The sequence below is a fragment of the Halalkalibacter oceani genome, assembly GCF_040544555.1.
GTDB classification, from domain to species: domain Bacteria; phylum Bacillota; class Bacilli; order Bacillales; family Bacillaceae_D; genus Halalkalibacter; species Halalkalibacter oceani.
The window spans coordinates 1-23,027 of the sequence record NZ_JBEPKD010000020.1; the positions used below are offsets into that span (position 1 = coordinate 1).

The 23,027-nt window shown below is 48.6% G+C and carries 24 protein-coding genes; 20 read left to right on the forward strand and 4 right to left on the reverse strand.

The genetic code is table 11. The annotated features are described in order from the left end of the window. Nucleotides 1–149: 149 nt before the first annotated feature. Together ABMB67_RS17445 and ABMB67_RS17450 are read right to left on the reverse strand one after the other, a co-directional pair. Complete coding sequence (locus tag ABMB67_RS17445) at nucleotides 150–686, reverse strand: transcription repressor NadR (protein WP_354572870.1); 537 nt, start codon at nucleotides 684–686, stop codon at nucleotides 150–152. A gap of 2 nt (nucleotides 687–688) precedes the next feature. Continuing rightward, the gene (locus ABMB67_RS17450; RefSeq protein WP_354572871.1) at nucleotides 689–1,825 is read right to left on the reverse strand and encodes an IscS subfamily cysteine desulfurase; all 1,137 of its coding nucleotides are present in this window, start codon (nucleotides 1,823–1,825) and stop codon (nucleotides 689–691) included. Between the two features lie 116 nt (nucleotides 1,826–1,941). Between ABMB67_RS17450 and nadB the strand changes: the two genes are divergently transcribed. The 12 genes from nadB (at nucleotide 1,942) to yajC (ending at nucleotide 13,624) form a co-directional block, all read left to right on the forward strand. Continuing rightward, a complete protein-coding gene (gene nadB / locus ABMB67_RS17455; protein WP_354572872.1) occupies nucleotides 1,942–3,507 on the forward strand; it encodes an L-aspartate oxidase in 1,566 nt (521 codons plus the stop codon). Nucleotides 3,508–3,520: 13 nt separating this feature from the next. After that, entirely contained in the window at nucleotides 3,521–4,363 is an 843-nt protein-coding gene (gene nadC / locus ABMB67_RS17460) for a carboxylating nicotinate-nucleotide diphosphorylase (protein WP_354572873.1), read from the forward strand. A gap of 1 nt (nucleotide 4,364) precedes the next feature. Then, entirely contained in the window at nucleotides 4,365–5,468 is a 1,104-nt protein-coding gene (nadA, locus tag ABMB67_RS17465) for a quinolinate synthase NadA (RefSeq protein WP_354572874.1), read from the forward strand. Nucleotides 5,469–5,713: 245 nt separating this feature from the next. Further along, a complete protein-coding gene (safA, locus tag ABMB67_RS17470) occupies nucleotides 5,714–7,159 on the forward strand; it encodes a SafA/ExsA family spore coat assembly protein (RefSeq protein ID WP_354572875.1) in 1,446 nt (481 codons plus the stop codon). A gap of 191 nt (nucleotides 7,160–7,350) precedes the next feature. Next, nucleotides 7,351–8,223, forward strand: coding sequence for a YhcN/YlaJ family sporulation lipoprotein (locus tag ABMB67_RS17475; protein ID WP_354572876.1), 873 nt, complete (start codon nucleotides 7,351–7,353; stop codon nucleotides 8,221–8,223). A gap of 258 nt (nucleotides 8,224–8,481) precedes the next feature. Continuing rightward, complete coding sequence (locus ABMB67_RS17480; RefSeq protein ID WP_354572877.1) at nucleotides 8,482–9,033, forward strand: BofC C-terminal domain-containing protein; 552 nt, start codon at nucleotides 8,482–8,484, stop codon at nucleotides 9,031–9,033. A gap of 159 nt (nucleotides 9,034–9,192) precedes the next feature. Next, on the forward strand, nucleotides 9,193–9,792 hold the full coding sequence (gene ruvA, locus ABMB67_RS17485; protein ID WP_251195363.1) for a Holliday junction branch migration protein RuvA: 600 nt from the start codon (nucleotides 9,193–9,195) through the stop codon (nucleotides 9,790–9,792). A 43-nt stretch (nucleotides 9,793–9,835) separates the two neighbouring features. After that, on the forward strand, nucleotides 9,836–10,837 hold the full coding sequence (gene ruvB / locus ABMB67_RS17490; RefSeq protein WP_354572878.1) for a Holliday junction branch migration DNA helicase RuvB: 1,002 nt from the start codon (nucleotides 9,836–9,838) through the stop codon (nucleotides 10,835–10,837). Further along, nucleotides 10,834–11,052: a DUF2905 domain-containing protein gene (locus tag ABMB67_RS17495; protein ID WP_354572879.1), complete on the forward strand. Its 219-nt coding sequence runs from the start codon at nucleotides 10,834–10,836 to the stop codon at nucleotides 11,050–11,052. Before ruvB ends, ABMB67_RS17495 begins: the two co-directional genes overlap by 4 nt. An 81-nt stretch (nucleotides 11,053–11,133) precedes the next feature. Further along, nucleotides 11,134–12,159, forward strand: coding sequence for a tRNA preQ1(34) S-adenosylmethionine ribosyltransferase-isomerase QueA (queA, locus tag ABMB67_RS17500; RefSeq protein WP_354572880.1), 1,026 nt, complete (start codon nucleotides 11,134–11,136; stop codon nucleotides 12,157–12,159). 29 nt (nucleotides 12,160–12,188) lie between these two features. Further along, nucleotides 12,189–13,328, forward strand: coding sequence for a tRNA guanosine(34) transglycosylase Tgt (gene tgt / locus ABMB67_RS17505; protein ID WP_251221538.1), 1,140 nt, complete (start codon nucleotides 12,189–12,191; stop codon nucleotides 13,326–13,328). 32 nt (nucleotides 13,329–13,360) lie between these two features. Next, a complete protein-coding gene (yajC, locus tag ABMB67_RS17510) occupies nucleotides 13,361–13,624 on the forward strand; it encodes a preprotein translocase subunit YajC (protein WP_251221539.1) in 264 nt (87 codons plus the stop codon). Between the two features lie 225 nt (nucleotides 13,625–13,849). On the opposite strand, the gene ABMB67_RS17515 is transcribed toward yajC, so the two are convergent. Then, complete coding sequence (locus ABMB67_RS17515; protein WP_251221540.1) at nucleotides 13,850–14,224, reverse strand: TIGR04086 family membrane protein; 375 nt, start codon at nucleotides 14,222–14,224, stop codon at nucleotides 13,850–13,852. A gap of 114 nt (nucleotides 14,225–14,338) precedes the next feature. Between ABMB67_RS17515 and ABMB67_RS17520 the strand changes: the two genes are divergently transcribed. Then, complete coding sequence (locus ABMB67_RS17520; protein WP_354572881.1) at nucleotides 14,339–15,709, forward strand: ArsB/NhaD family transporter; 1,371 nt, start codon at nucleotides 14,339–14,341, stop codon at nucleotides 15,707–15,709. Nucleotides 15,710–15,833: 124 nt separating this feature from the next. Further along, nucleotides 15,834–16,478 (forward strand): DUF421 domain-containing protein, encoded by a 645-nt coding sequence (locus tag ABMB67_RS17525; protein WP_251221542.1) that lies wholly within the window; start codon nucleotides 15,834–15,836, stop codon nucleotides 16,476–16,478. A gap of 202 nt (nucleotides 16,479–16,680) precedes the next feature. On the opposite strand, the gene spoVB is transcribed toward ABMB67_RS17525, so the two are convergent. Then, a complete protein-coding gene (gene spoVB, locus ABMB67_RS17530; RefSeq protein ID WP_354572882.1) occupies nucleotides 16,681–18,252 on the reverse strand; it encodes a stage V sporulation protein B in 1,572 nt (523 codons plus the stop codon). Between the two features lie 106 nt (nucleotides 18,253–18,358). Between spoVB and ABMB67_RS17535 the strand changes: the two genes are divergently transcribed. The 6 genes from ABMB67_RS17535 to ABMB67_RS17560 all read left to right on the forward strand — a co-directional run bounded on the left by ABMB67_RS17535 (nucleotide 18,359) and on the right by ABMB67_RS17560 (nucleotide 22,991). After that, entirely contained in the window at nucleotides 18,359–18,844 is a 486-nt protein-coding gene (locus tag ABMB67_RS17535; protein ID WP_354572883.1) for a COG2426 family protein, read from the forward strand. A gap of 17 nt (nucleotides 18,845–18,861) precedes the next feature. Beyond that, the gene (locus tag ABMB67_RS17540; RefSeq protein WP_251221545.1) at nucleotides 18,862–19,143 is read left to right on the forward strand and encodes a post-transcriptional regulator; all 282 of its coding nucleotides are present in this window, start codon (nucleotides 18,862–18,864) and stop codon (nucleotides 19,141–19,143) included. Between the two features lie 177 nt (nucleotides 19,144–19,320). After that, on the forward strand, nucleotides 19,321–20,634 hold the full coding sequence (gene secD / locus ABMB67_RS17545; RefSeq protein ID WP_354572884.1) for a protein translocase subunit SecD: 1,314 nt from the start codon (nucleotides 19,321–19,323) through the stop codon (nucleotides 20,632–20,634). Beyond that, complete coding sequence (gene secF / locus ABMB67_RS17550) at nucleotides 20,624–21,571, forward strand: protein translocase subunit SecF (RefSeq protein ID WP_354572885.1); 948 nt, start codon at nucleotides 20,624–20,626, stop codon at nucleotides 21,569–21,571. Before secD ends, secF begins: the two co-directional genes overlap by 11 nt. Before the next feature lie 97 nt (nucleotides 21,572–21,668). Then, nucleotides 21,669–22,619, forward strand: coding sequence for a cation diffusion facilitator family transporter (locus ABMB67_RS17555; RefSeq protein ID WP_251221548.1), 951 nt, complete (start codon nucleotides 21,669–21,671; stop codon nucleotides 22,617–22,619). A gap of 18 nt (nucleotides 22,620–22,637) precedes the next feature. Then, entirely contained in the window at nucleotides 22,638–22,991 is a 354-nt protein-coding gene (locus tag ABMB67_RS17560) for a LapA family protein (RefSeq protein ID WP_354572886.1), read from the forward strand. Nucleotides 22,992–23,027: the final 36 nt, after the last annotated feature.

Genomic DNA, 23,027 nt, shown 5'->3' on the forward strand with positions numbered 1-23,027 from the left:
TCGGGCTTTCTTTCACTCCTCACTATAACTTAAAAAAGAAATAGTGGGTACGATCACCCGTCGATGACCTTACCCACTAATCTTAGTATGTTTTAGTTAGGCGGTCTGTCTGGAAGCGGGGGTCTTTCAGACAGACCTGCGCGTTTTTCTTAGTCGTTTAAAATGAAGCCCCGCCGGTCAAGGGCGGCGATGGCGCTGTCCAGTTGTTCCTCGGTTTGCGCCTCGATTTCATGCAAGTGGACGCCATTTGTCAACTCGGATAATAAGGCCGCTTTTGTCGATTGCAAATGAGCGCAAAACTGATCGACATCCTGACGGCTTGAGACCATCAAGGAAGCAGACAGCTCACCATACAGGGCGTGCTCGACCATCACTTGGCGCACAGTCACGCCGTGGTCGACGAGGAGAAAAAGCTCTTCCTTCGTCTCGGCGGGCGTATGGCAGCAGGCGATAATCCGGCTCGCTTTTGCCGGCCTTTCTGTCTTGACATACATATAGCCTTGAGCGGTCGCTAAAATTGGATGCTTTTTCGCTTTTAAGATCGATATATCCTGGACGATTACTTGCCGGCTGACATTGGTTCGTTTGGCCAGCTCATTTCCTGTTAATGGCTTGTCGCTTGTTTGCAGCCAGTCAATCAGTAGATTCCGACGCTCCTCGCCAAGTATTTTCTTGCCATTTGTCACATCTATTCATCCCCTTTATAGGTCAGCAAAATTTCTTTGATTGCCTTAATCAGCTGTGTAACGTCCTGCTTTGTCGTGTGCTTGCCAAACGTAATTCTGACAAGCTCATGCGCTTCTTCGGCCGAACGGCCAAGGCTGATCAGCGTTCGTGAAGGAGAGCTTTGTCCGGCCCGGCAGGCTGAACCGGTTGAGATGGCGAAGCCTTTGCGGTTACATTCCAGCATGAGCAGCTGTCCTTCCATTCCTTTCGCCCGCAGCGCGATATGAAAAGGCAGCCGCGCGGTCGGATGGCCTTCAAAGCACACCTCAGCATGCCCGGCAAATGCCTTTATAAAATCGTCCCGGTAGTCTGCAAGCCGGCTCATTTCTTCGTGTGCATTGGCGCTCATCTCTTCTACCGCCGCAGCAAACGCCGCAATGGCAGGAACATCGACCGTGCCGGCCCGGAAGCCATTTTCATGAGTCGTCCCGTGGTGAAACGAAGCCCAGCCGACGGCATGCTGCAAATAAGCGGCGCCAACTCCTTTTGGTCCGTAGCATTTATGGGCAGAAAAGCTGGCGCTTGTCAGCACGTCGAGCGGAATCGGCAGCTTGCCAAAGGTTTGCACGCAATCACTATGAAACAGTATAGCATGATCGGCGAGAATCTTTCCAAGGGCAGCGAGATCCTGTACGGTGCCGATTTCACTGTTCGCGTGGCCGATCGTCACGAGAACCGTATCCGCATCGATTGCGGAACGCAGCTCCTCTTCCGTTACTTGTCCATATTGATTGACGGCAAGATAACGAATGTGGAACCCCTCGCGCTCGTGAAGAAAGGCAAGAGCTTGATGGACGGAATGATGCTCTCCTTCTGTCGTCAAAATCGTTTTGCCTTTCGCTTTATGGGCAATGGCCAAACCGGTTAGCGCTAAAAACGTCGCTTCCGATCCTGAGCCGGTAAAATAAATGTCGTCCGGGCGTGCTGGTGGAAGGCTTGCCGCAATCGTCCGCCGGCTAATGGCCAGAACATCCTCTGCCTCCTGGCCAAGCGTGTGCAGGCTTTGGCTGTTGGCGTAATACTGCCTCGCGATACGCTGATAGGTGTCTAACGCAAAGTCGGACATCGGGGTCGTGGCACTGTAATCAAAATAAAGCATAATCGGCTCCTTTTCCTACTCAATTTCCGTGCGCTTTCGAAAAATCTCTTGTCACAATTCTTATTTTATGTAAAGATAGGTGACAAGACAACTGTAAATTACATGGAGGAATGATCATGGCTGATAAGGCGGTAGACGTGGTTATTATTGGAAGCGGCATTGCCGGATTAATGACGGCCCATCTTTTAGCTGATCACTTGAATGTGATGATTATCACAAAGTCAAATGTGGCACAAAGCAATTCCAGCCTTGCTCAGGGAGGCATGGCCGCTGCGATCGATCCGCTTGACAGCTGGAGCAGCCATTATGCCGACACGCTTGAGGCGGGCCATCACCATCATCATTTTGATCATCTTGAACTGCTGGTGAAGCGGGCGCCGCTTATTGTGAAAAAGCTTGAAGAACTCGGGGTGGAGTTTGACCGTGATCAATATGGCAGGCTGAAGCTCGGCATGGAAGGGGCGCACAGTCATCGTCGGATTGTCCACGCCGAGGGCGATCAGACAGGCCGGGCGATAACCGCCGCTCTCATTCGGCTAGTGCAGCACCGCGTACAGCTGCTTGAGCAGACAATGGTGCAAAATCTACTGCTCACCGATGCTGGGGTAGGAGGCGTTGAGACAGATCGCGGCGTGGTCCGTGCCAAGGCGACGATTCTCGCCACAGGAGGAGCCGGGCAGCTCTTTACACACACCTCCAATGTACCTGAAGCAACCGGCGATGGACTCGCGCTTGCTTATCGGGCGGGAGCGCGGCTAATTGATATGGAATTTGTCCAATTTCATCCGACATTGCTTGTCCGTGCCGGGCAAACATATGGACTGATCAGCGAGGCCGTTCGCGGTGAAGGAGCGTTTCTTGTCAACCAAAATGGAGAACGGCTGATGGCCTGGCATCCGTTAAAAGACCTTGCCCCGCGCGACGTCGTCAGCAGATCGATTGAGCAGGCACTGCATCGCGGAGAGCAAATCTTTCTCGACTGTCGCGTTATCGAAAATTTTGCCCAGTGTTTTCCGGGTTTGATAAAGCGCTGTCAACAAGCGAAAATTGACCAAAATCAGCCTCTGCTTCCGGTCGCGCCGGGTGCTCACTTTATGAGCGGCGGCATTGAAACGAATGCCAACGGCCAAACCTCGCTTCCAGGCTTGTATGCGATTGGGGAAGTTGCCTGTACCGGCGTTCATGGCGCAAACAGGCTGGCGAGCAATTCGCTGCTGGAAGGGCTTGTCTTTGCCGAGCAGGTCGCCACCTATTTGCGTGAGGTTCCTTTGTTTGACGGGAGGGAGGCGCAGCTCGTCGAGGAGGGACCGCCATTGGTAAGCGGCTGTCCGCCAACGAAAACGGCTATTCAGGCAAACATGACAGCTTATGTCGGGATGAACCGGGACGAATACGGCTTGCAGGAAATGAAGCGCTGGCTCGAACCGTATATGATGGGAGCGCTTTATCCGGGTGGAAGCACGTCACGCGAGGAACTGGAACGAAAGAATATGGTTCTCGTCGCCTGGATGATTACCGAAGCTGCCCTGCTGCGGAAAGAAAGCAGAGGCGGTCATTACCGCAGCGATTACCCGGCAAAGGATGAGGAAGGATGGGACGGGGCGACGGTCGCCATTTCACAGACGGATGGGATCATAAAACAAGAAAAAGCAAGTGGGAGAATAATACCGCTTCGGCGTTAAGGAGAGGGAGAATATGAATAAGCTGGCAATTAAGGAACGGCTGCAACTTTTTTTGATGGAGGATATCGGCGAGGGCGATCTGACGAGTCAAACGGTGATTGCCACTGGCAAAAGAGGGCAAGGAAATATGGTTGCAAAGGAAGCGGGAGTAATGGCCGGCGGGGAAATCGTCCGGCTTGGCTATCAATGCGTCGATGAAGAGGTGGAGGTTACCATTCACGTCGCTGACGGAGAACCTTTTCAGGCTGGGGACATTTTAGTGAGCGTGAAAGGGTCTTATCTTTCCTTGCTCGCCGGCGAGCGGGTTTTGCTGAATATTTTTCAGCGGATGTGCGGGATTGCGACGATGGCCAGAGATGCGGTTTTACGTCTTGATGACCCATCGATCCGCATTTGCGATACGCGGAAAACAACGCCGGGCTTACGTATTTTTGAAAAATATGCCGTTCGCTGCGGAGGGGGATTTAATCACCGGTTTGGATTAAGTGATGCCATTTTATTAAAGGAAAACCATTTACTGGCCGGAGGCGGAATTACGAAAACACTTCAGGCGGTAAAAGAAAAAGTAGGTCATATGGTCAAGGTGGAAGTTGAGACGACAAACGAGGAAGAAGTGCTTGAAGCAGTTGAAGCCGGAGCGGATGTGATTATGTTCGATAATGCGACGCCGGAGGAAATCGCGTCATATGTCAAGCTCGTCCCTTCCGTGATTAAGACCGAAGCATCCGGCAATATTTCTCTGGAGACGATTGCTTCTTATCGCGGCTGTGGTGTCGATTATCTCTCACTCGGCTGTTTAACGCATTCCGTCAAAGCCAAAGACATTAGTTTTTTACTCGAAGCGGAGGGAGAATAAGATGAGTTTTCTTGAAGAGATTTCAAAAGTCAAACGTGTACCGGAACAGTACGCAAAAATGACGACAGAAGAAAAGCGGGCGCGCATCTGGGAGATTAAGCAGCAGTTTGGCAAGCGTTTATACATTCCGGGTCATCATTATCAGCGGGACGAGGTCATTGAATTTGCTGATGCAATTGGTGACTCCCTTCAGCTGGCCCAGCTGGCGCAGGCTAATCGCGAGGCGGAATTCATCGTCTTTTGCGGCGTGCATTTCATGGCGGAGACGGCCGATATGCTGACAAGCGAGGAGCAGCACGTCATTCTTCCTGATTTGAAGGCAGGCTGTTCAATGGCCGATATGGCGACGATCGCGCAAACCGAATATGCGTGGGGAGAGCTGCAGGAGCTGCTTGGCGATACGATTCTTCCATTAACCTATGTCAACAGTACAGCGGCGATCAAAGCCTTTTGCGGCCGCAATGGGGGAGCGACGGTGACTTCCTCGAATGCAAAAGCAATGGTCGAGTGGGCCTTCACGCAAAAGGAACGGATCTTGTTTTTGCCTGATCAGCATTTAGGAAGAAATACCGCCTATGATCTTGGTGTCCCTTTGGAGAAGATGGCTGTCTGGGATCCGATTGAGCGTCGCCTTGACTATGAAGGGAACCTCGATGATCTGCAAGTGATTCTTTGGAAAGGACATTGCTCGGTTCATGAAAAATTTACTGTAGCGCAAATTGAGCAGCTTAGAAAGGATTCTCCTGAAACACGAATCATCGTGCACCCAGAATGCACGTATGAGGTCGTCCAGGCGGCAGACGAAAATGGCTCGACCCATTTTATAATCGAGACGATTAAAAAGGCAGCTCCGGGTACGAAGTGGGCGGTCGGGACGGAAATGAATTTGGTGAACCGTTTAAGCCAGCAGCATCCTGAGCAGGAGATTACATCATTAAATCCGATCATGTGTCCATGTTTAACGATGAACCGGATTGATCTTGATCATTTGCTTTGGTCGCTGGAAGAACTGGAGGCGGGGCAGTTACATTTCCCAATAAAAGTGGATCCGTTAACGACCGAAGAAGCGAATTTGGCATTGCAGCGCATGCTGGAACGCGCTTAATCATCGGAAGAGGACTGGCTTAGCAGGAGCATCTCCTGTTAAGCCGGTTTTTTTAAAAGATAAGAAAGGACGCTAGGCGTTTTTCTTAGGCATAAACCTATTTGTTTTCTCATAAGATTTGCTGAGACCCTTTGGGTATTAGGCTTTCTCCCATTTTTATCTGTTTTGTCAGTTTAACGCTTCGTGTCAATTCGCCTACAACGACATAAGATGTACGAAAAAGGTAAAGAGGAGGGAATGAGATCGTGAAAATTCATATCGTCCAAAAAGGGGATACGCTCTGGAAGCTCGCGAAGAAATACGGCGTTGATTTTGAACAGTTAAAAGCTGCTAATACACAGCTCGCCAATCCGGATATGATCATGCCTGGTATGAAAATAAAAATTCCAACAGGAAGCGTACCTGTAAAAAAAGAATCTCAGCAGGCAGCTAATGCCCCAGTGAAGGAACAGCAGAAATTATACCAGAAGGAAGGCCCTGTGCCTCCACCAACGACGACCACGCCTGCAGCCAAAGAAACACCGCAGCCGGCGCCGCAGCCAAAGCCGGAGGCGCCGAAAGCACCGCCGAAAATGAATCAGCCAATGCCAAAGCCGGAGATGCCGAAAGCACCGCCGAAAATGAATCAACCGATGCCAAAGCCGGAGATGCCGAAAGCACCGCCGAAAATGAATCAACCGATGCCAAAGCCGGAGATGCCGAAAGCACCGCCGAAAATGAATCAGCCGATGCCAAAGCCGGAGATGCCAAAGGCACCGTCGAAAATGAATCAGCCAATTTTACAAGCACCGACATCACAACCTTCTATGCCTCAGCATAGTCAGAAATACGATGTGCACTTATACCAGCCACAAACAAAGCCAATGCAGTCGCCGATTCCAAAAGCACCAAAGCCACCAAAAGCAAATCAGGCTCCGCAAGCGGCAAATGGGCAGCCAAACCAGCAGGCCCCGCAAATGATGCCACAGAGCCAGCCGAACCAGATGCCGCCGCAAATGATGCCGCAGAGCCAGCCGAATCAAATGTCACCGCAAATGATGCCACAAAGCCAGCCGAATCAAATGTCACCGCAAATGATGCCACAGAGCCAGCCGAACCAAATGCCGCCGCAAATGATGGCGCAAAGCCAGCCGAATCAAATGCCGCCGCAAATGATGCCACAAAGCCAGCCGAATCAAATGTCACCGCAAATGATGCCGCAAAGCCAGCCGAACCAAATGTCACCACAAATGATGCCGCAGAGCCAGCCGAATCAAATGTCACCGCAAATGATGCCGCAGAGCCAGCCGAACCAAATGCCGCCGCAAATGATGCCGCAGAGCCAGCCGAACCAGATGTCACCGCAAATGATGCCGCAGCAATTTGAGCAATACGCTCACCATCCGGAGCCGCTGCCAATGATGCAGGGGGCGTTTGACATGCCTTCTCCATTTTTTCAGCCAGTCGGACCGCTTATGACGGGCTACGGTAATGGCTGTGCGCCAATGGGACCTTTAAATGGGCCATTGTATCAGGCACCACAAACGCTGCCTGCTTATATACCGCCAGTGCAAATGGGAAGTGATTGTGTTCAATGCGGTCCCGTGGAACCGATTATGTACGGACCAAATGGGCAAATGATGTCCGTTAAAGATTTTGAACGGAATGAGCAAATAAATAATTATCAGGAAACGGACGATTACGACGACTAATAACAACCACTTCAACAGTCCCTCGTAAAGCCGTTACGAAAGAAGCTTTGCTGTAAGCGTGGGGAAAAGGTGAAAAAGACCTTTGTCCCGCGCTTTTTTATGTCGGATTCAGGTGGTACAATGCCCAGTAACTAACAGTGTAAAGAGGCCTCCAATCAGCCACATTAAGTGATGAAAGGGGGAATTCAAATATGAAAAAAATTGCGATGTCAATTGCAGCAGCGACAATGCTTGTTGGTGGATTAGCAGCTTGTGGTGCAGATAATCAGCAGGGAATGGGCGCGAATAACTATCGTCAAACTGGCTTTGAGTCACAGGATATGAGCGGTGCTTATACCCACTCACGTTACCGTGGACAAGGTCCTGTCACCGATATGATGACACCTGATTATCGTGGTGGCGGTACTTATGGTCAGCTTGATCGACAACGTACGCGTACGCATTTAAATAACTTTCAAACAAACCGTACGCATGGAAACCGTAACGGCTTCGGAGCGACCCAGCGTACTCCGGGCATGGGACGTACCGGCCTGACAGGGAATAACCGTCCTGGAATGGTTGATGAAGATGGATTATTGCGTGATAGAACGCGCACCTATCGTCAGCAATTTACCGGTGATCGAGTCGGAAATGGGCGGATTACCAACCAACAAAGCGGTATTCACCGTTCAAACAGAGCGACTCGTAACCAGTATACCCAACAAAATGTCAACTATCATAAAGATTATGACAGCAAAACAGCGCAGCATGTTGCCAATCGTGTGCAGCGCATAAACGGAGTCGAGGACTGCCGTGTCATTGTCGATGATAACCACATTGTTGTTGGGGTTGAAACGAACCAAAATACAAACCAGGTTCAACAACAAGTAGAACAAGCTGTGCAAAAAATGGCAAAAAATAAGCAAGTCCGCGTTGTGACGGATGAAGATCATGTTAACCGTATCCGGACGATGGATGACCGCTTGCGGACAGGAACAGCATTCGATGAAGTCGCAGCAACATTTACCGATATGGTAAATGATTTAGGACGAGCCGTTCAACGTCCGTTTGAGCGCTCTCGTTAATAAATGGAATGGGGCCGGGGCCAAAAGGTTTCCCTTTCGCCGGGCCTTTAAACCAGCTGCCAAGCCCGTTGTGAGAGATCCTCTCACAACGGGCTTTGGCGTTGGCGGGGGGAATTCATTAAGCGAACTGGCGGACAATGAGCCGCTGAAAAAGGGAAAAACATCCTTTTTCAGCGGCTTTTGAATCAAATAAGGTTTTTTCGGGCATCCTTAGCGTAGTTGCTTAAATATGGATAAAATATGGTGGTGATGATGGAGATGAGGGAACACCAAAAGGTCCCGCAAAAGCATAGTCTTTCCGTTATTGTCGGAATCGGTCTTCTTTTGGCCGCGCTTTTCATTTGCAGTGCGCTCGTTGTTGGTGGAAAACAGCCTCAAGCGGAAGAGGCGGAGGCCGTTGAGGTCATGCAGCCAAAAACCGTACAGATTACGTTGGAAAGAGTATATTTGGACGGAGAAACAAGCGAAGAGATCATTGAAGAAACGATTTGGTCGATGGAGGATTTTTGGGCGCAATATGATGGCTGGACTCTGGTGGACCAAAATGAAGACGAAATGGTTTTCCGGCAATCGGTCAATGATATCTCGCCACTAATGAAAATCAACGGGTACTTTGGCTTAACGGAAGAAGGGATTCTGTCCATTTACGAAGGAGAGCCCGATCAGCAAAAGATCATCCATTCCTTTTTTCAGCTGGATACGAGCAAGCTCGAAAGCAAACAGCATTCGGAGCTTGAAAAAGGGATTCCGGTTAAAGATCGGCATCATTATGAAGAAGTATTAGAAGCCTTTCGCCAATATCAAAATTGAATTGATTCTTCAAAGCAGCGTGAATCGTGAGGGAAATTCCTTCCGGGCGGATCCAGCGCTGCTTTTTTTGCTTTTTGCAGCTGGAAAGAGAAATGACGGAAAGGGGGGCTTATGATAAAATAGAAATAAATGTTCGCATAGAGAGAGGAAGAACGGGCTGTGATTGAATATGTTAAAGGGAAAGTAGTGGAAGTGGAGCTGCAATATGTGGTGGTCGACCATCATGGCTTAGGCTATCAGATTTATTGCCCGAACCCGTTTGTTTTTCAGGAAAAGCTTGAAGAAACGGTGCAAATTTATACATACCAGCATGTCAGGGAAGACTTAATTCGTCTGTTCGGCTTCCGTACGAAGCAGGAGCGGATGCTGTTTGAAAAGCTGTTAAATGTTTCGGGCATCGGGCCGAAGGGGGCGCTCGCCATTTTGGCGTCCGGCCAGCCGGAGAATGTCGTCTACGCGATTGAGGAAGAAGATGAAGCCTTTTTAGTGAAATTTCCGGGTGTCGGCAAAAAAACAGCCCGCCAGATCATTCTTGACTTGAAAGGAAAGCTCGATGACTTTGTGCCGAATCTGCTGCAACAGGAAAAGGCGACAACAGTTGAGAAAACGCCGGCAAATACAGCGTTGAAAGAAGCGCTTGAAGCTTTACAGGCGTTGGGCTATGTCGAAAAGGAACTGAAGAAAGTTCGCCCTCTTTTGGAAGAAGAGGAGCTGACGACCGATGGCTATATTAAAAAAGCGTTACAGCTGATGCTGTAAATGAATTGCGCGAATGCGGGATGTGGGAAAGAGGTGACAAGGGATGGAAGAACGGATGGTATCGGCGGATATGCAGAGCGCGGATGATTCAATTGAGCAACGCGTTCGTCCGCAGCAGCTTGCGCAATACATCGGACAGGAAAAAGTAAAGAAAAATCTCGATGTATTTATAGAAGCGGCGAAGATGAGAGAGGAATGTCTCGATCATGTTCTTCTTTATGGGCCGCCCGGTCTCGGAAAAACGACGCTTTCCGGGATTATTGCTGCAGAAATGGGCGTGCAGATGCGGACGACATCGGGGCCGGCGATTGAACGTCCCGGTGATTTGGCGGCGATTTTGACAGCTCTTGAACCGGGAGATGTGCTATTTATTGATGAAATCCACAGGCTGAACCGCGTCGTCGAAGAGGTGCTTTATCCGGCGATGGAGGATTTTTGCATCGATATTGTGATCGGCAAGGGACCGACCGCGCGTTCCGTACGTCTCGATCTGCCTCCGTTTACGCTGGTCGGAGCGACGACAAGAGCAGGGATGCTATCGGCCCCGTTGCGCGACCGCTTTGGCGTTCTCGCCAGGCTGGAATATTATACAGAGGCTGAGCTGGCGTTGATCGTCAAGCGCACGGCTGAGATCTTTGATACCGCGATTGAAGACGCGGCCGCGATTGAAGTCGCACGCCGCTCAAGAGGCACGCCGCGGATTGCCAATCGCCTGCTCCGCCGCGTGCGCGATTTTGCCCAGGTTAAAGGAGACGGGACGGTTTCACTGGACGTGGCGGTGGATGCGCTTCAGCAATTGCAGGTCGACCGTTTAGGACTGGATCATATTGACCATAAATTATTGTATGGGATGATTGAGAATTATCGCGGCGGTCCTGTAGGTCTGGAGACGATTTCTGCGACGATCGGCGAAGAACCGGAAACGATCGAGGATGTGTATGAACCGTATTTGCTACAGATTGGCTTTATCCAACGAACGCCGCGGGGAAGAGTTGTAACCCCGGCATGCTATGAGCATTTTCAATTGGAGGGACCAGAGCAGTGAATTCATTTCCAAAGATCTTGATCCTTATCGGCATTGCTTTTATCATCATTGGTGTCCTCTGGTTCTTTATTGGACGCTTTCTGCCACTTGGGCGCCTGCCAGGTGACATCTTTATTAAACGCGAGAATATGACCGTATATATGCCGATTATGACCTGTCTGATTATTAGCGTAGTGCTGTCGCTTATTTTTTTCTTGTTTGGACGTTTTCGCTAATCTCTTGCATGGATGAAGCACTTTCGGTATGATGATAGGGATATGACAGGAACGGTTATGTGAAAAGGTGACGACATGACGATGAAAATAGACGATTTTGATTTTAATTTACCAGAGGAATTAATTGCCCAGACGCCGCTTCAGGATCGAACGGCGTCTCGTTTGCTTGTCTTAGATCGGGAATCGGGTGCAATTAAAGATGGAACGTTTTCCGATATGATCGACGAATTGGAGGAAGGGGACTGCCTCGTCTTAAACGATACGAGGGTTCTTCCGGCAAGACTATTCGGAGTGAAAGAAGATACCGGCGCTCAAATTGAAGTCCTGTTGCTGAAGCAGCTGGAAAATGATCAGTGGGAAACGCTGATTAAACCGGCGAAGCGCGTCAAGGCAGGAACGGTTATTCAATTTGGCGATGGCCGGCTGCGCGCGACCTGTGTCCGGGAAGCTGATCATGGCGGGCGGATTTTGCAAATGGAATATGAAGGCATCTTCCATGAAATTCTTGATGAATTGGGAGAAATGCCGCTTCCCCCTTATATTAAGGAAACATTGGCTGATCAGGAGCGCTATCAGACCGTCTACGCCAAGCATCGCGGATCAGCGGCTGCACCGACGGCCGGACTTCATTTTACAACTGAACTGCTTGAACGAATTCAGCAAAAAGGGGTCCATGTGACCTTTGTAACGCTGCATGTCGGTCTCGGGACATTTCGCCCGGTGAGCGTAGAGCGGATCGAAGAGCACCAAATGCATGCCGAGTTTTATCAAATGAGTGAAGGAACAGCGCGGCTGTTGACGAGTGTGAGGGAAAACGGCAAGCGAATTATTGCTGTCGGTACAACATCGGTCCGGACGTTGGAGACGATTATCCAGGAGCACGGCGAGTTTCGCGAATGCTCGGGCTGGACCTCAATTTTTATCTATCCAGGCTATGTGATCAAAGCGATTGATGCGATGGTGACGAACTTTCACTTGCCAAAGTCGACACTCGTGATGCTCGTCAGTGCGTTTGCGGGAAAAGAGAACATCATGAAGGCTTATCAGCATGCCGTCAATGAACGCTATCGTTTCTTCAGCTTTGGAGATGCGATGCTGATTCGTTGACCCGTACACGCTCAAGGAGGAAAAAGGAAATGTCAGCGATAACATATGAGCATATTAAAACATGTAAACAGTCCGGCGCCCGGCTCGGGAAGGTTCATACGCCTCACGGGACGTTTGAAACGCCGATTTTTATGCCGGTCGGTACACTGGCAACGGTAAAAACGATGAGTCCGGAAGATTTATACGATATGAACGCGCAAATTATTTTGAGCAACACGTATCATCTATGGCTAAGACCGGGCCATGACATTATTAAAGAAGCAGGGGGCCTGCATAAGTTCATGAACTGGGAGCGTCCGATTTTAACCGATTCCGGCGGCTTTCAGGTTTTCAGCTTAAGCGACCTGCGCAAAATCGAAGAGGAAGGCGTACACTTTCGCAATCATTTAAATGGGGACAAGCTCTTTTTAAGCCCGGAAAAGGCGATGGAAATTCAAAATGCGCTCGGATCGGACATTATGATGGCCTTTGATGAATGCCCGCCATATCCGGCAGAATATGAGTATATGAAGAAGTCGGTCGAACGGACGAGCCGTTGGGCTGAACGCTGTCTCGAAGCGCACGGGCGCCCGCAGGATCAGGGGCTGTTCGGCATCGTCCAGGGAGGCGAGTATGAAGAATTGCGCAAGCAGAGCGCGGAGGATTTAGTTTCGCTTGATTTTCCGGGCTATGCTGTCGGCGGATTATCGGTCGGCGAGCCAAAGGATGTCATGAATCGCGTGCTTGAATTTACGACGCCTCATTTGCCAGAGGACAAACCGCGTTATTTAATGGGAGTAGGCTCTGCTGATTCCTTGATTGACGGGGCGATCCGCGGGATTGACATGTTTGACTGTGTGCTTCCGACCCGTATTGCCCGAAATGGAACGCTAATGACGAGCAAAGGACGGCTTGTCGTGCGCAACGCCAAATATGCCCGCGATTTTCGTCCGCTGGATGAAAATTGCGATTGCCACGTGTGCCGGAATTACACAAGAGCCTATATTCGTCATCTAATTAAATGTGAGGAAACGTTCGGTTTTCGATTAACGTCTTATCATAATCTCTATTTCCTGTTAAACTTAATGGAAAAGGTAAGAGAGGCGATACGACAAGATCGGCTTCTTGACTTTAGAGAAGAGTTTTTTGAACAATATGGCTTTAATAAGCCCAATGCCAAAAATTTCTAGCATGCTTTGAGTAAAGAAAGGGGGGAAAATAGATGGAGCTATTTGGAACATTGCTTCCGTTAATCTTAATGTTTGCGATCTTCTACTTCCTGTTAATCAGGCCACAGCAGAAGAAGCAAAGAGCCATTCGCGATATGCACAACTCATTACAGCGTGGCGATAAAATTATTACGATCGGCGGACTTCACGGTGTTATCGATTCAATCGACGAGGACACAATTGTCATCCTTGTTAATGATAACCGTAAGCTGACGTATGATCGCGCTGCCGTAAGAGAAGTTGTCAATCCGGATTAACGAGCATACATAAAAAGAGTTGTCCCAACGCGTAGGCTTTGAGACGACTCTTTTTTTGGATCTATTTAAGAGCTTGAGACACAAAAAGAGTGAGCATGGAGTAACAGTGGGTATATTCTCGATGAGCAAGATCGTGGCGGTTCCACTCATTGCTTAAGCTTAAGGGGCTGGGAAAAGGTAAAAAAACAACCTTTGTCCCAGCCCCTTGTTGTGTTTTTCTTTTCTTTAATCCCGCGACAAATTAACACCGATCATGCCGCCGAATGCAGCGACAAGCATATAGCCACCATGATAAAGGTACTGTTCCTTCGTGAAGCTGCTATCATAGCCTAAATACTGGACAAGAAACGTTAGGAGCGAAAAGATGAAAGCCGTCGCCGCCCCGGCCAGCCAGCCCCGGCGGTTCGATTTTGCTCCGGAAATCGTTCCTCCAAGAAACATCGCTAAAAACGCGACGCTCGTAATCAGCCATGCGACAGAGCGCTCGGTAAAGGAAGTAAACGATAAGAACAACGAGATGACGAGACTAAATGAAAGAGCAATGACGAGAACAGTCGACAGCCCAAATAAAACAGCAGGCATAAATCCCCGATTTGCCATATAGATCTCTCCTTTCAAATGGACAAAAATCCTTTACTACAGCTTATTCAGGCTTGTTTTAAATAGACGTAAAAATTTCAATCATCATGCCGGTCCTTCCTTCTTGATGAAATCATGGACAGACTTTTTGGCAGTGGACATGTTTCTGAAAAAGAGGACATAGGATGTAGTAGTGGGAAGGAGAGGAGTGCAGCTATGGGGGTCCCCTTGGCAATTGTGATTTTTATTTTCAGTTATTTCTTCATTATCACGGAAAAAATGAACCGGGCCGTCATTGCCTGTTTTGGCGGCGTTTTAATGCTGATCTTTCACGTTTATGAAATCAATGCTGCTTTTCTCCACCATATTGACTGGCACACGATCACCTTATTATTAGCGATGATGATTCTTGTTTCCATTACAAGCCAGAGCGGTTTTTTTGAGTATGTTGCCGTCTCGCTCGCCAAATGGGTAAAGGGGCGTCCGCTGCCTTTGTTGATTGCGATCTCCTCCTTAACGGCATTTGGCTCGGCTTTTTTAAATAATGTGACAACCGTGCTGCTCATTGTGCCGATTGTCTTTACGCTGACGTCGCTGTTAAAGCTGCCTGCCGTGCCTTTTCTGCTGTCGATCGTCATGGCTTCAAACATTGGCGGGACGGCGACCTTGATTGGAGATCCGCCTAATTTAATGATCGGCCAAGCTGTTGATTATTTAAGCTTTAACGACTTTCTGATTCATTTAAGTCCTGTTGTGCTGCTGATTTTCCTTGTCGTTATGGCTTGTCTCGTCTTGATTTACAAAAAGCAGCTGATCGTTTCGAAGGAGGATCGGGCAAAATTGCTGGAAATTGTTCCATCCACCTATATTAAAGACCGCAAGCTGCTGGTGAAGTCGGTTTCCATCCTCTCGCTGACAACGCTCGGTTTTATCGTCCAGCCATTCATCCACACGGAATTGACGAGCATCGCGATGACGGGCGCCCTGCTGCTGATGCTGCTAACGCATGAAGAACAGGATATGGAAGAAGTGTTTCGTTCGGTCGAATGGGTAACGCTGTTCTTTTTTATTGGGCTGTTTATGCTCGTCGGCGGCTTAAAGGAAGTCGGCATTATTGATGAAATGGCGAAATCGATTATTTATTATACCGAGGGGGATTTGCCGAAAACAGCTCTTTTTATTCTATGGGGCTCCGGTATCTTGTCCGGGTTTGTTGACAATATTCCGTTTGTCGCGGCGATGATTCCCGTTATATTAGAGTTCCAGGAATTTGGAATGCATAATTTGGAACCGTTATGGTGGGCTTTGGCATTAGGCGCCTGTCTTGGCGGCAATGCGACGATCATCGGTGCTACGGCCAACGTGATTGTCGCTGGTCTGGCTGTCAAAGCGAAGCAATCATTCAGCTATTTGGAATTTCTAAAAATCGGCCTCCCGGTAGCCCTGATTTCATTTGTCATCTCGACGATTTATTTATATTTGCGTTATTTGGTTGATTTCATTTAAGACAGCTTCGGGCTGGGACAAAAGGTGTTTTTTTCGACCTTTTGCCCGGCCTTTTTTTAAAAAATCATGAGCTGCTGTTCCCTGGTCATACTAAGAAGAGAAAAAAGGGAATGGGAGGAGCAAGATGGATTATGGCACGATTATCCTGAGGACGATATTTATTTACTTCATCATACTCTTTGTGCTGCGCTTTATGGGCAAGCGCGAAATCGGGCAGCTTTCGGTGCTGGACTTTGTTGTCTCTATTATGATTGCCGAGCTTGCTGTCATTTCAATTGAAAATATTCAAGCACCGATGCTTCATACGATTTTGCCGATCGTCATCCTGTCGATCATTCAACTTGTGCTGGCGATCTTTTCCTTGAAAAGTGAACGGATTCGGAAGCTCGTCGACGGAAAACCGTCTGTTTTGATCAATGGAGGGGAAATTGATGAGAAAGAAATGCGGAAGCAGCGCTATAATTTCGATGATTTGCTCATTCAGTTGAGGCAGCAGAAGGTAAGCAAGCTCTCTGATGTCGAGTTTGCCATTTTAGAGCCGTCCGGAAAGCTGTCGGTCATTGAAAAGAAGCCCGATAAGGATGAGCCCGTAATGCCGCTGCCCCTCATCCTGGACGGCAAGGTGCAGGAAGACCACCTCAAACAAATTAACCAGACCTCCCTTTGGCTGCGCCAGCAAATGCGCAAGCTCGGCTATCGCGACATAAAAAAAATATCCTACTGCGCCCTAAAAGACCAAGACACATTCTTCGTCGACCTGAAACAATGAGCGGAACCGCCACGATCTTTTAAAGTCCGTTGTGAGTGAGTTTCTCACAACGGACTTGTGGCGAGTGGAGCCATTTGCCCCTAGGTCAAAGCGAGTTTTGTCTCAGAGCGGAACCGTCGCAATAAAAGGGTGGGGCATCACCTAAACGATCTTTTAAAGCCAGCGGGAAAGGAGGCCGGTGACAGCCTTCCTTGCGGTTTTCTTATGCTCGTGGAAGAAGGAATAGCAGGCTTTTTCCGATAAGCGGGAGGCGAAGCAGCTCCTCGCGTTTAATTAAACCGAGGCGCAGCATCAGCAGTGTATAGAAAAAAGCAAGAATCGCGATCAACACGAGCGTTTCCGCAATTAGTGGTAATGTGAAAAACGAATGGTTCTTCAGGAAAAGACCAAGCGCGGCTGTCGTCACAATCAGAAAAACTGATTTGATGAACATTTTCGTTTCAATCGTAAAGCTGATCGTCTTCACGACAGACGCAAAGTGAAGCAGGGTAACAAGCACCATTCCGATCACAACGGCAAGCGCCGCCCCCATAATGCCGAGTGCCGGCTGTGAAGCGAGCACGAAAATCGCAGCTATTTTGATCACGGCTCCGAACAGGCTGTTCATCATCGCCGCCTTTGCGAGATTCAGTGCCTGTAAAGTAGCTTGAAGAGGGCCCTGGAAGTAAAGAAAGATGCTGAACGGGGCCATCAGTTTTACATATGTGGCGACGGTAGGCGCATTGTACATTAAAGACATGATCGGCTCCGCCAGGACATAGAGGACGACGACAGCCATTCCGCCGGACAAAAGGGCAAGCCGCAGTGCCTGATTGAGCCGGTAGTGAATCGTTTTATAATGCTTGCGGGCCGAAGCTTCACTAATTGCCGGGACGAGCGAAACGGATAATGAATTCGTAATGAATGTTGGCAGGAGGAGAAGAGGAATGACAAAGCCGGCCAGCTCTCCGTATTGCTTTGTGGCGAGGATCGTCGTAACTCCGGCCAAAGCTAAACTTTGCGCGACGACGATAGGCTCAAAGAAAAGGGAAAGCGAGCCGATTAAGCGGCTTCCCGTCGTCGGCAAAGCAATCGACAGCAAGTCGCGCAGCGTATGACGTCCTTCCTTCGCATAGTGAAAGAAGCGGCGGCGCACCCGAAAAGACTTATTCCGTTTAAATAAGATGATCATATAAACGAGGGAAGCCAGCTCGCCAAACACAACTGAGATCATCGCCCCGGCCGCCGCATACTCCACTCCTAATGGAAGGAAGGCGCTCGTCATGACCGCGACGAGAGTGATGCGGATGACCTGCTCCAGCACTTGAGAATACGCGGTTGGCTTCATATTCTGTTTCCCTTGAAAATAGCCGCGCATAATCGAGGATAAAGCGACGATCGGCACAATTGGCGAGATCGCAATCAGTGGGTAATAGGCTCTTTCATCCGTTAACAGCGTATGGGCGACGAACGGGGCAAAGCCGACCATTGCTATCGTAAAAACAACGCTTAAGACACTCGTAATCGCCAGCGATACGACTAAAATCCGCTTGATCCGCGTTTGATCATTTTTAGCTTCAGCTTCAGCGACCAGTTTGGAGATCGCCACAGGTAGTCCTAATTGCGTAATGGTGATCACAAGAAGGAGAGTCGGCACAGCCATCATATAAAGGCCGACTCCTTCCGCCCCCATGATTCTTGCCACGACGATTCTGTTCACGAAGCCGAGAAATTTAGTGATCAGCCCTGCTATAATAAGAATCAGCGTTCCTTTCAGGAAGGTTTGCTTCGTCATGAACAGCCCTACTTTCATAAAAAATGATGGATATTTTCTGTTATTATCTATATGCTTAGTAGTGGGCCAAGCATGACAGAGAATCATAGAGAGAGGGCGAAGAATTTTGTCTGATGATATGAGGGAGTTTCTCGTGCAAACGTTCAGCTTTTTGCCTGCCGAACTCATTGTTTTGCTCATTTCAGCGATGCCGATTTTAGAGCTGCGCGGCGGAATCGTCGTGGCGCACCAGCTTGGACTCTCTTATTTTGAAGCATTGCTGTATGGTGTCATTGGCAATATCCTGCCGATCATCCCGATTTTGCTGCTATTTCAACCGGTCAGCACTTGGATGCTGCGCTTTGACGTTTATCAGCGTTTCTATCATTGGCTTTATGACCGGACAATGAAAAAAAGTGACAATGTCGAGAAGTTTGGCGCGCTCGGCTTAATATTGTTCACAGCAGTGCCTTTGCCGACAACAGGAGCTTACTCGGCCTGTTTAGCGGCGATTTTATTTTTTATCCCGCTCCAATCTGCTTTTTTGGCCATTTTGGCAGGGATCGTCATTGCCGGCTTTGGGGTCACGAGTGTGATGTATGCGATTTTCTAAAAGGAGGCGGATGATGCATGAAGGAAAAACAGCAATTTGAAGTATGGCGCGAAGATGTGGAACCGGCCCTGATCAGCAAGTTAGATGAATTTCATTTTCTCGGGTATGAACGTGTCACCATTGAAGAAATCTGGGAATGCGTGCTTTATCAGCTCCGTAAGCAAAAGGGATTTCTTCATTTCCATGCGTTTGTCAATCAAGTGATGACGTTGAAGCCGCAAACGTATATGAATTGGCTTACGGTCAAATCGTATCAGGAGCCTGCTGATTGGTTCGCGGAATTTGAGACGGAAAAATAGACAAATTTTCAAAATGTTAGTGAGAAAATTGACTGGTATTTCATTAAAAAGCTATAATGGCTCTATTGTATATTTGATGTTTATTGCCATTATGATATTTTGCAGTTGGTAAGACCTGCTGCCAGCCGGGCATGAAGGCGGCCGGCGGCGGGGATATGAAGGAGGCAGAAAAGGAACATGGTTAAAAAAGGGCGGATTGTCGCTTTTTTTGTGATTGTCGCGATTCTTGCTGGAATTATCGGGCAAACAGCGATGGGAATTACAAAAGAAATTAAACTGGGACTCGATCTTCAAGGCGGATTTGAGATCCTTTATCAAGTAAAGCCTGCCGAGGATACGGGGGAAGAGGAAGAGATTACCGATGAAACGTTGCGGGCGACGGTAAGTGCGCTCAATCAACGGGTCAATGTACTCGGGGTATCGGAGCCTAATATTCGTATCGAGGGCGATGACCGGATTCGCGTCCAGCTCGCCGGTGTAGAAGATCAGCAAACGGCGCGGGAACTGTTGGCGACGGAAGCGGATTTAACAATTCGTGATGTTCATGATAATGTGCTCGTCGATGGAAGCGATTTGCGCCAAAACGGGGCGAGCGCCTCTTTCCGTGCGGATACAAATGAGCCGATTGTTTCATTAACGCTTGCCGATGCGAGAAAGATGGAGGAAATTACGCGTGAGATGCTGTCACGTCCGTCCTCAGAAAATCTGCTTGTCATCTGGCTTGATTTTGAAGAGGGTGTCGACTCCTATGCAAATGAAGTCGGCAAGCCGGATCCGAAATATTTATCAGCCGCTGTCGTGCAAGAAGTCATTCCTTCAAATACAGCGACGATTTCGGGGAGCTTTACCGTGGAAGAGACGCAGTTTCTGGCCGAGGTGCTGAATGCTGGTTCGCTTCCGGTGCAGCTTGAAGAGCTTTACAATAATTCCGTCGGTGCATCCTTAGGTGAGCAGGCGATGGAAAAGACCGTTTTTGCCGGCTTTATCGGTATTGCTTTAATTTTTGTTTACATGCTGTTTTATTACCGCTTTATGGGTATGATCGCCATTATCACATTGTCAACCTACATTTATCTCGTTCTGCTTATCTTTAATTGGATGAATGCAGTTTTAACGCTCCCTGGTATTGCCGCGTTAATTCTCGGAGTCGGGATGGCAGTTGATGCCAATATTATTACGTACGAACGGGTAAAAGAAGAGATCCGAGCCGGGAAGTCGATCATGTCTGCCTTTAAGGCGGGAAGCCGACGTTCTTTATCGACGATTCTTGATGCCAATATTACAACGATTTTAGCGGCGGCTGTTCTATTCTCTTATGGGACAAGCTCGGTACAGGGCTTCGCCGTTATGCTGATTGTCAGTATTTTGACAAGCTTTGTTACAGCGGTATATGGCTCAAGGGTGCTGCTCGGTCTGTGGGTGAACAGCCGTGCTTTAAATAAAAAGTACCGCTTGTTTGGTGTAAAGGAAGGTGAAATAAATGAGCTTTAATTTCCAAGAAAAAGACATCGACTTTGTAAAACATCGGAAAAAGTTTTTTATTTTTTCTTCCGCTTCTACACTTATTGGCTTGATTCTGTTGTTAACAATGGGACTGAATCTTGGAATTGATTTCCTGAGCGGTTCGCGTGTAGAGGTGCCGGTAGCTTCTCCAGAGACTGTAACAGCAGAGCAGATTACCGAGGAATTTGCCAGTATCGGCGATGGGTATGTACCGGATGACATTACATTTGCCGATAATAATCAGATTGCCAGTGTCGGGTTTATTGGTGTGCTCGGTCCTGATGAAATTTCAGAGATCCAATCTCATTTTCTAGAAACGACCGGCTCGGAGCCGAGTGTCAGCACCGTCTCCCCTACGGTTGGACAGGAGCTGGCGCGCAACGCCTTAATCTCGGTGCTTATCGCTTCGGTCGGGATCGTTATTTATGTGACGATTCGCTTTGAATTATTGTACGGAATCGCGGCGATTGTTGCCTTGCTGCATGACGCCTTTTTCATTATTGCCATTTTCAGTTTGCTGCAAATCGAGGTAAATGTCCCGTTTATTGCCGCTGTGCTGACGATTGTCGGTTATTCCATTAACGATACGATTGTTACCTTTGACCGGATTCGGGAAAACATGAAGCTTGCGAAACGGGTGAAAGGATTCGATGATTTGGCGGCGATTGTCAACAAAAGCTTAATACAGACGCTGGCCCGGTCAATCAACACCGTTCTTACCGTCGTGTTTGCCGCTGCGGCCATCTTTATTTTCGGTGGGGAAGCGATTCGCTCGTTTGCGTTGGCGCTATTAATCGGTCTTGTCGCCGGAACCTATTCTTCGATGTTCCTTGCTTCGCAGCTATGGCTGATTTGGAAATCAAAACAGCTTGCGAAAAAGAAATTTCAAACAGCAAAGCAGCCTGAAAGCGAACCGACTGTGTAAAGCTTGAAGGGGGTGTGCCAAAGGAGATGTTTCTCCTTTTGGCACGCCTCTTTTGCCGTTTCGTGCATATAAAAAAGGTGAATGACGGGTGTAAATAATGGTAAACTTAAAAGGACAGCATTCATCAAATAACAACAAAGTGGGTGTTGAAGTGACGGAAGCAGATGTACGTTATCGAAAGGTCCGTTTTGCCGCCTGGGTCGGGATTGTCGGCAATGTCATTCTGGCAATCATCAAAGCCGTAGTCGGCATTATGGCAAACAGCCGTGCTTTAATCGCCGATGCTGTTCACTCAGCCTCCGACGTCGTCGGCTCGGTCGTCGTGCTGATCGGAGTACGGGCAGCGAAATTACCTCCCGATCAGGATCATCCGTACGGACACGGGAAAGCAGAATCTGTTGCTGCAATCATTGTCTCCGTGCTGCTGTTTTTAGTCGGATTTGAAATTGCTTTAAGCGCGGGACGGTCGTTCTTTGAACCGGTAGAAGTGCCGAAAGTGCTGGCGATTTACGCAGTGCTCTTTTCTATTTTTGCAAAAGAGCTAATGTTTCGTTATAAATATCATTTGGGTAAAACGTATAAAAGCGATGCGTTAATGACGGATGCCTGGCATCATCGCTCAGATGTCTTTTCCTCGATTGCGGCTTTAATCGGTATCGGAGCTGCTTTGCTCGGAGACTATTTGCAAATCTCCTGGCTCGTTTACGGGGATGCGGCAGCGAGTGCCTTTGTCGCTTTTTTAATTGGAAAGATGGCCTGGAGCCTCGGCAAGCAGTCGATTCATAACGCGCTGGACCATGTGCTTCATGAAGAAGATACGGTCGAGATGAAGCGTGCCGCCAGCAACGTAGACGGCGTGCTGAATATTGATGAATTTTTCGCGCGGGAGCACGGTCACTACGTCATTATTGATATTAAGGTCGCTGTAAACCCTGACATCTCGGTCGAAGAAGGTCATACCATCGGCAAGAAAGTGAAAGAGCGTCTGCTTGAGGAAAAGTATGTACAGGATGTCCTTGTTCATATTAATCCATATAAAGAGAAATAAGAAGGGAGGAGCAGGTTGATGAAAGGACAAACAGGACTTATTTTTGGGTTGCTTGCTGCTATTATTATTGCGGTGTTTGCGGTGATTAATGTTGATAGAGTGAGAGTCAATTACTTGTTTGGAACAGCAGAATGGCCGCTCATTCTTGTGATTTTAGGCTCTGTTTTTATGGGGGCGATTATTGCCGGCGCGTTAGGAATGGTACGGATTTACCGTTTGCAGGCTGAATTGCGCCGCTTGCGGGCGGGGACAGCAAATGAAGCGCTCAGCGAAGAACAGACGGACGAGATATCGGCGGCGAAAGAGAAGCATGAGTTTCCGGAAGAAACGCCAAAAACGCGGGCCCAATTCAGAAAAGAATCGAATCAGTAAATGTCTCTTGCTGCTGGCGCCCGGCGCCCCGCCAAC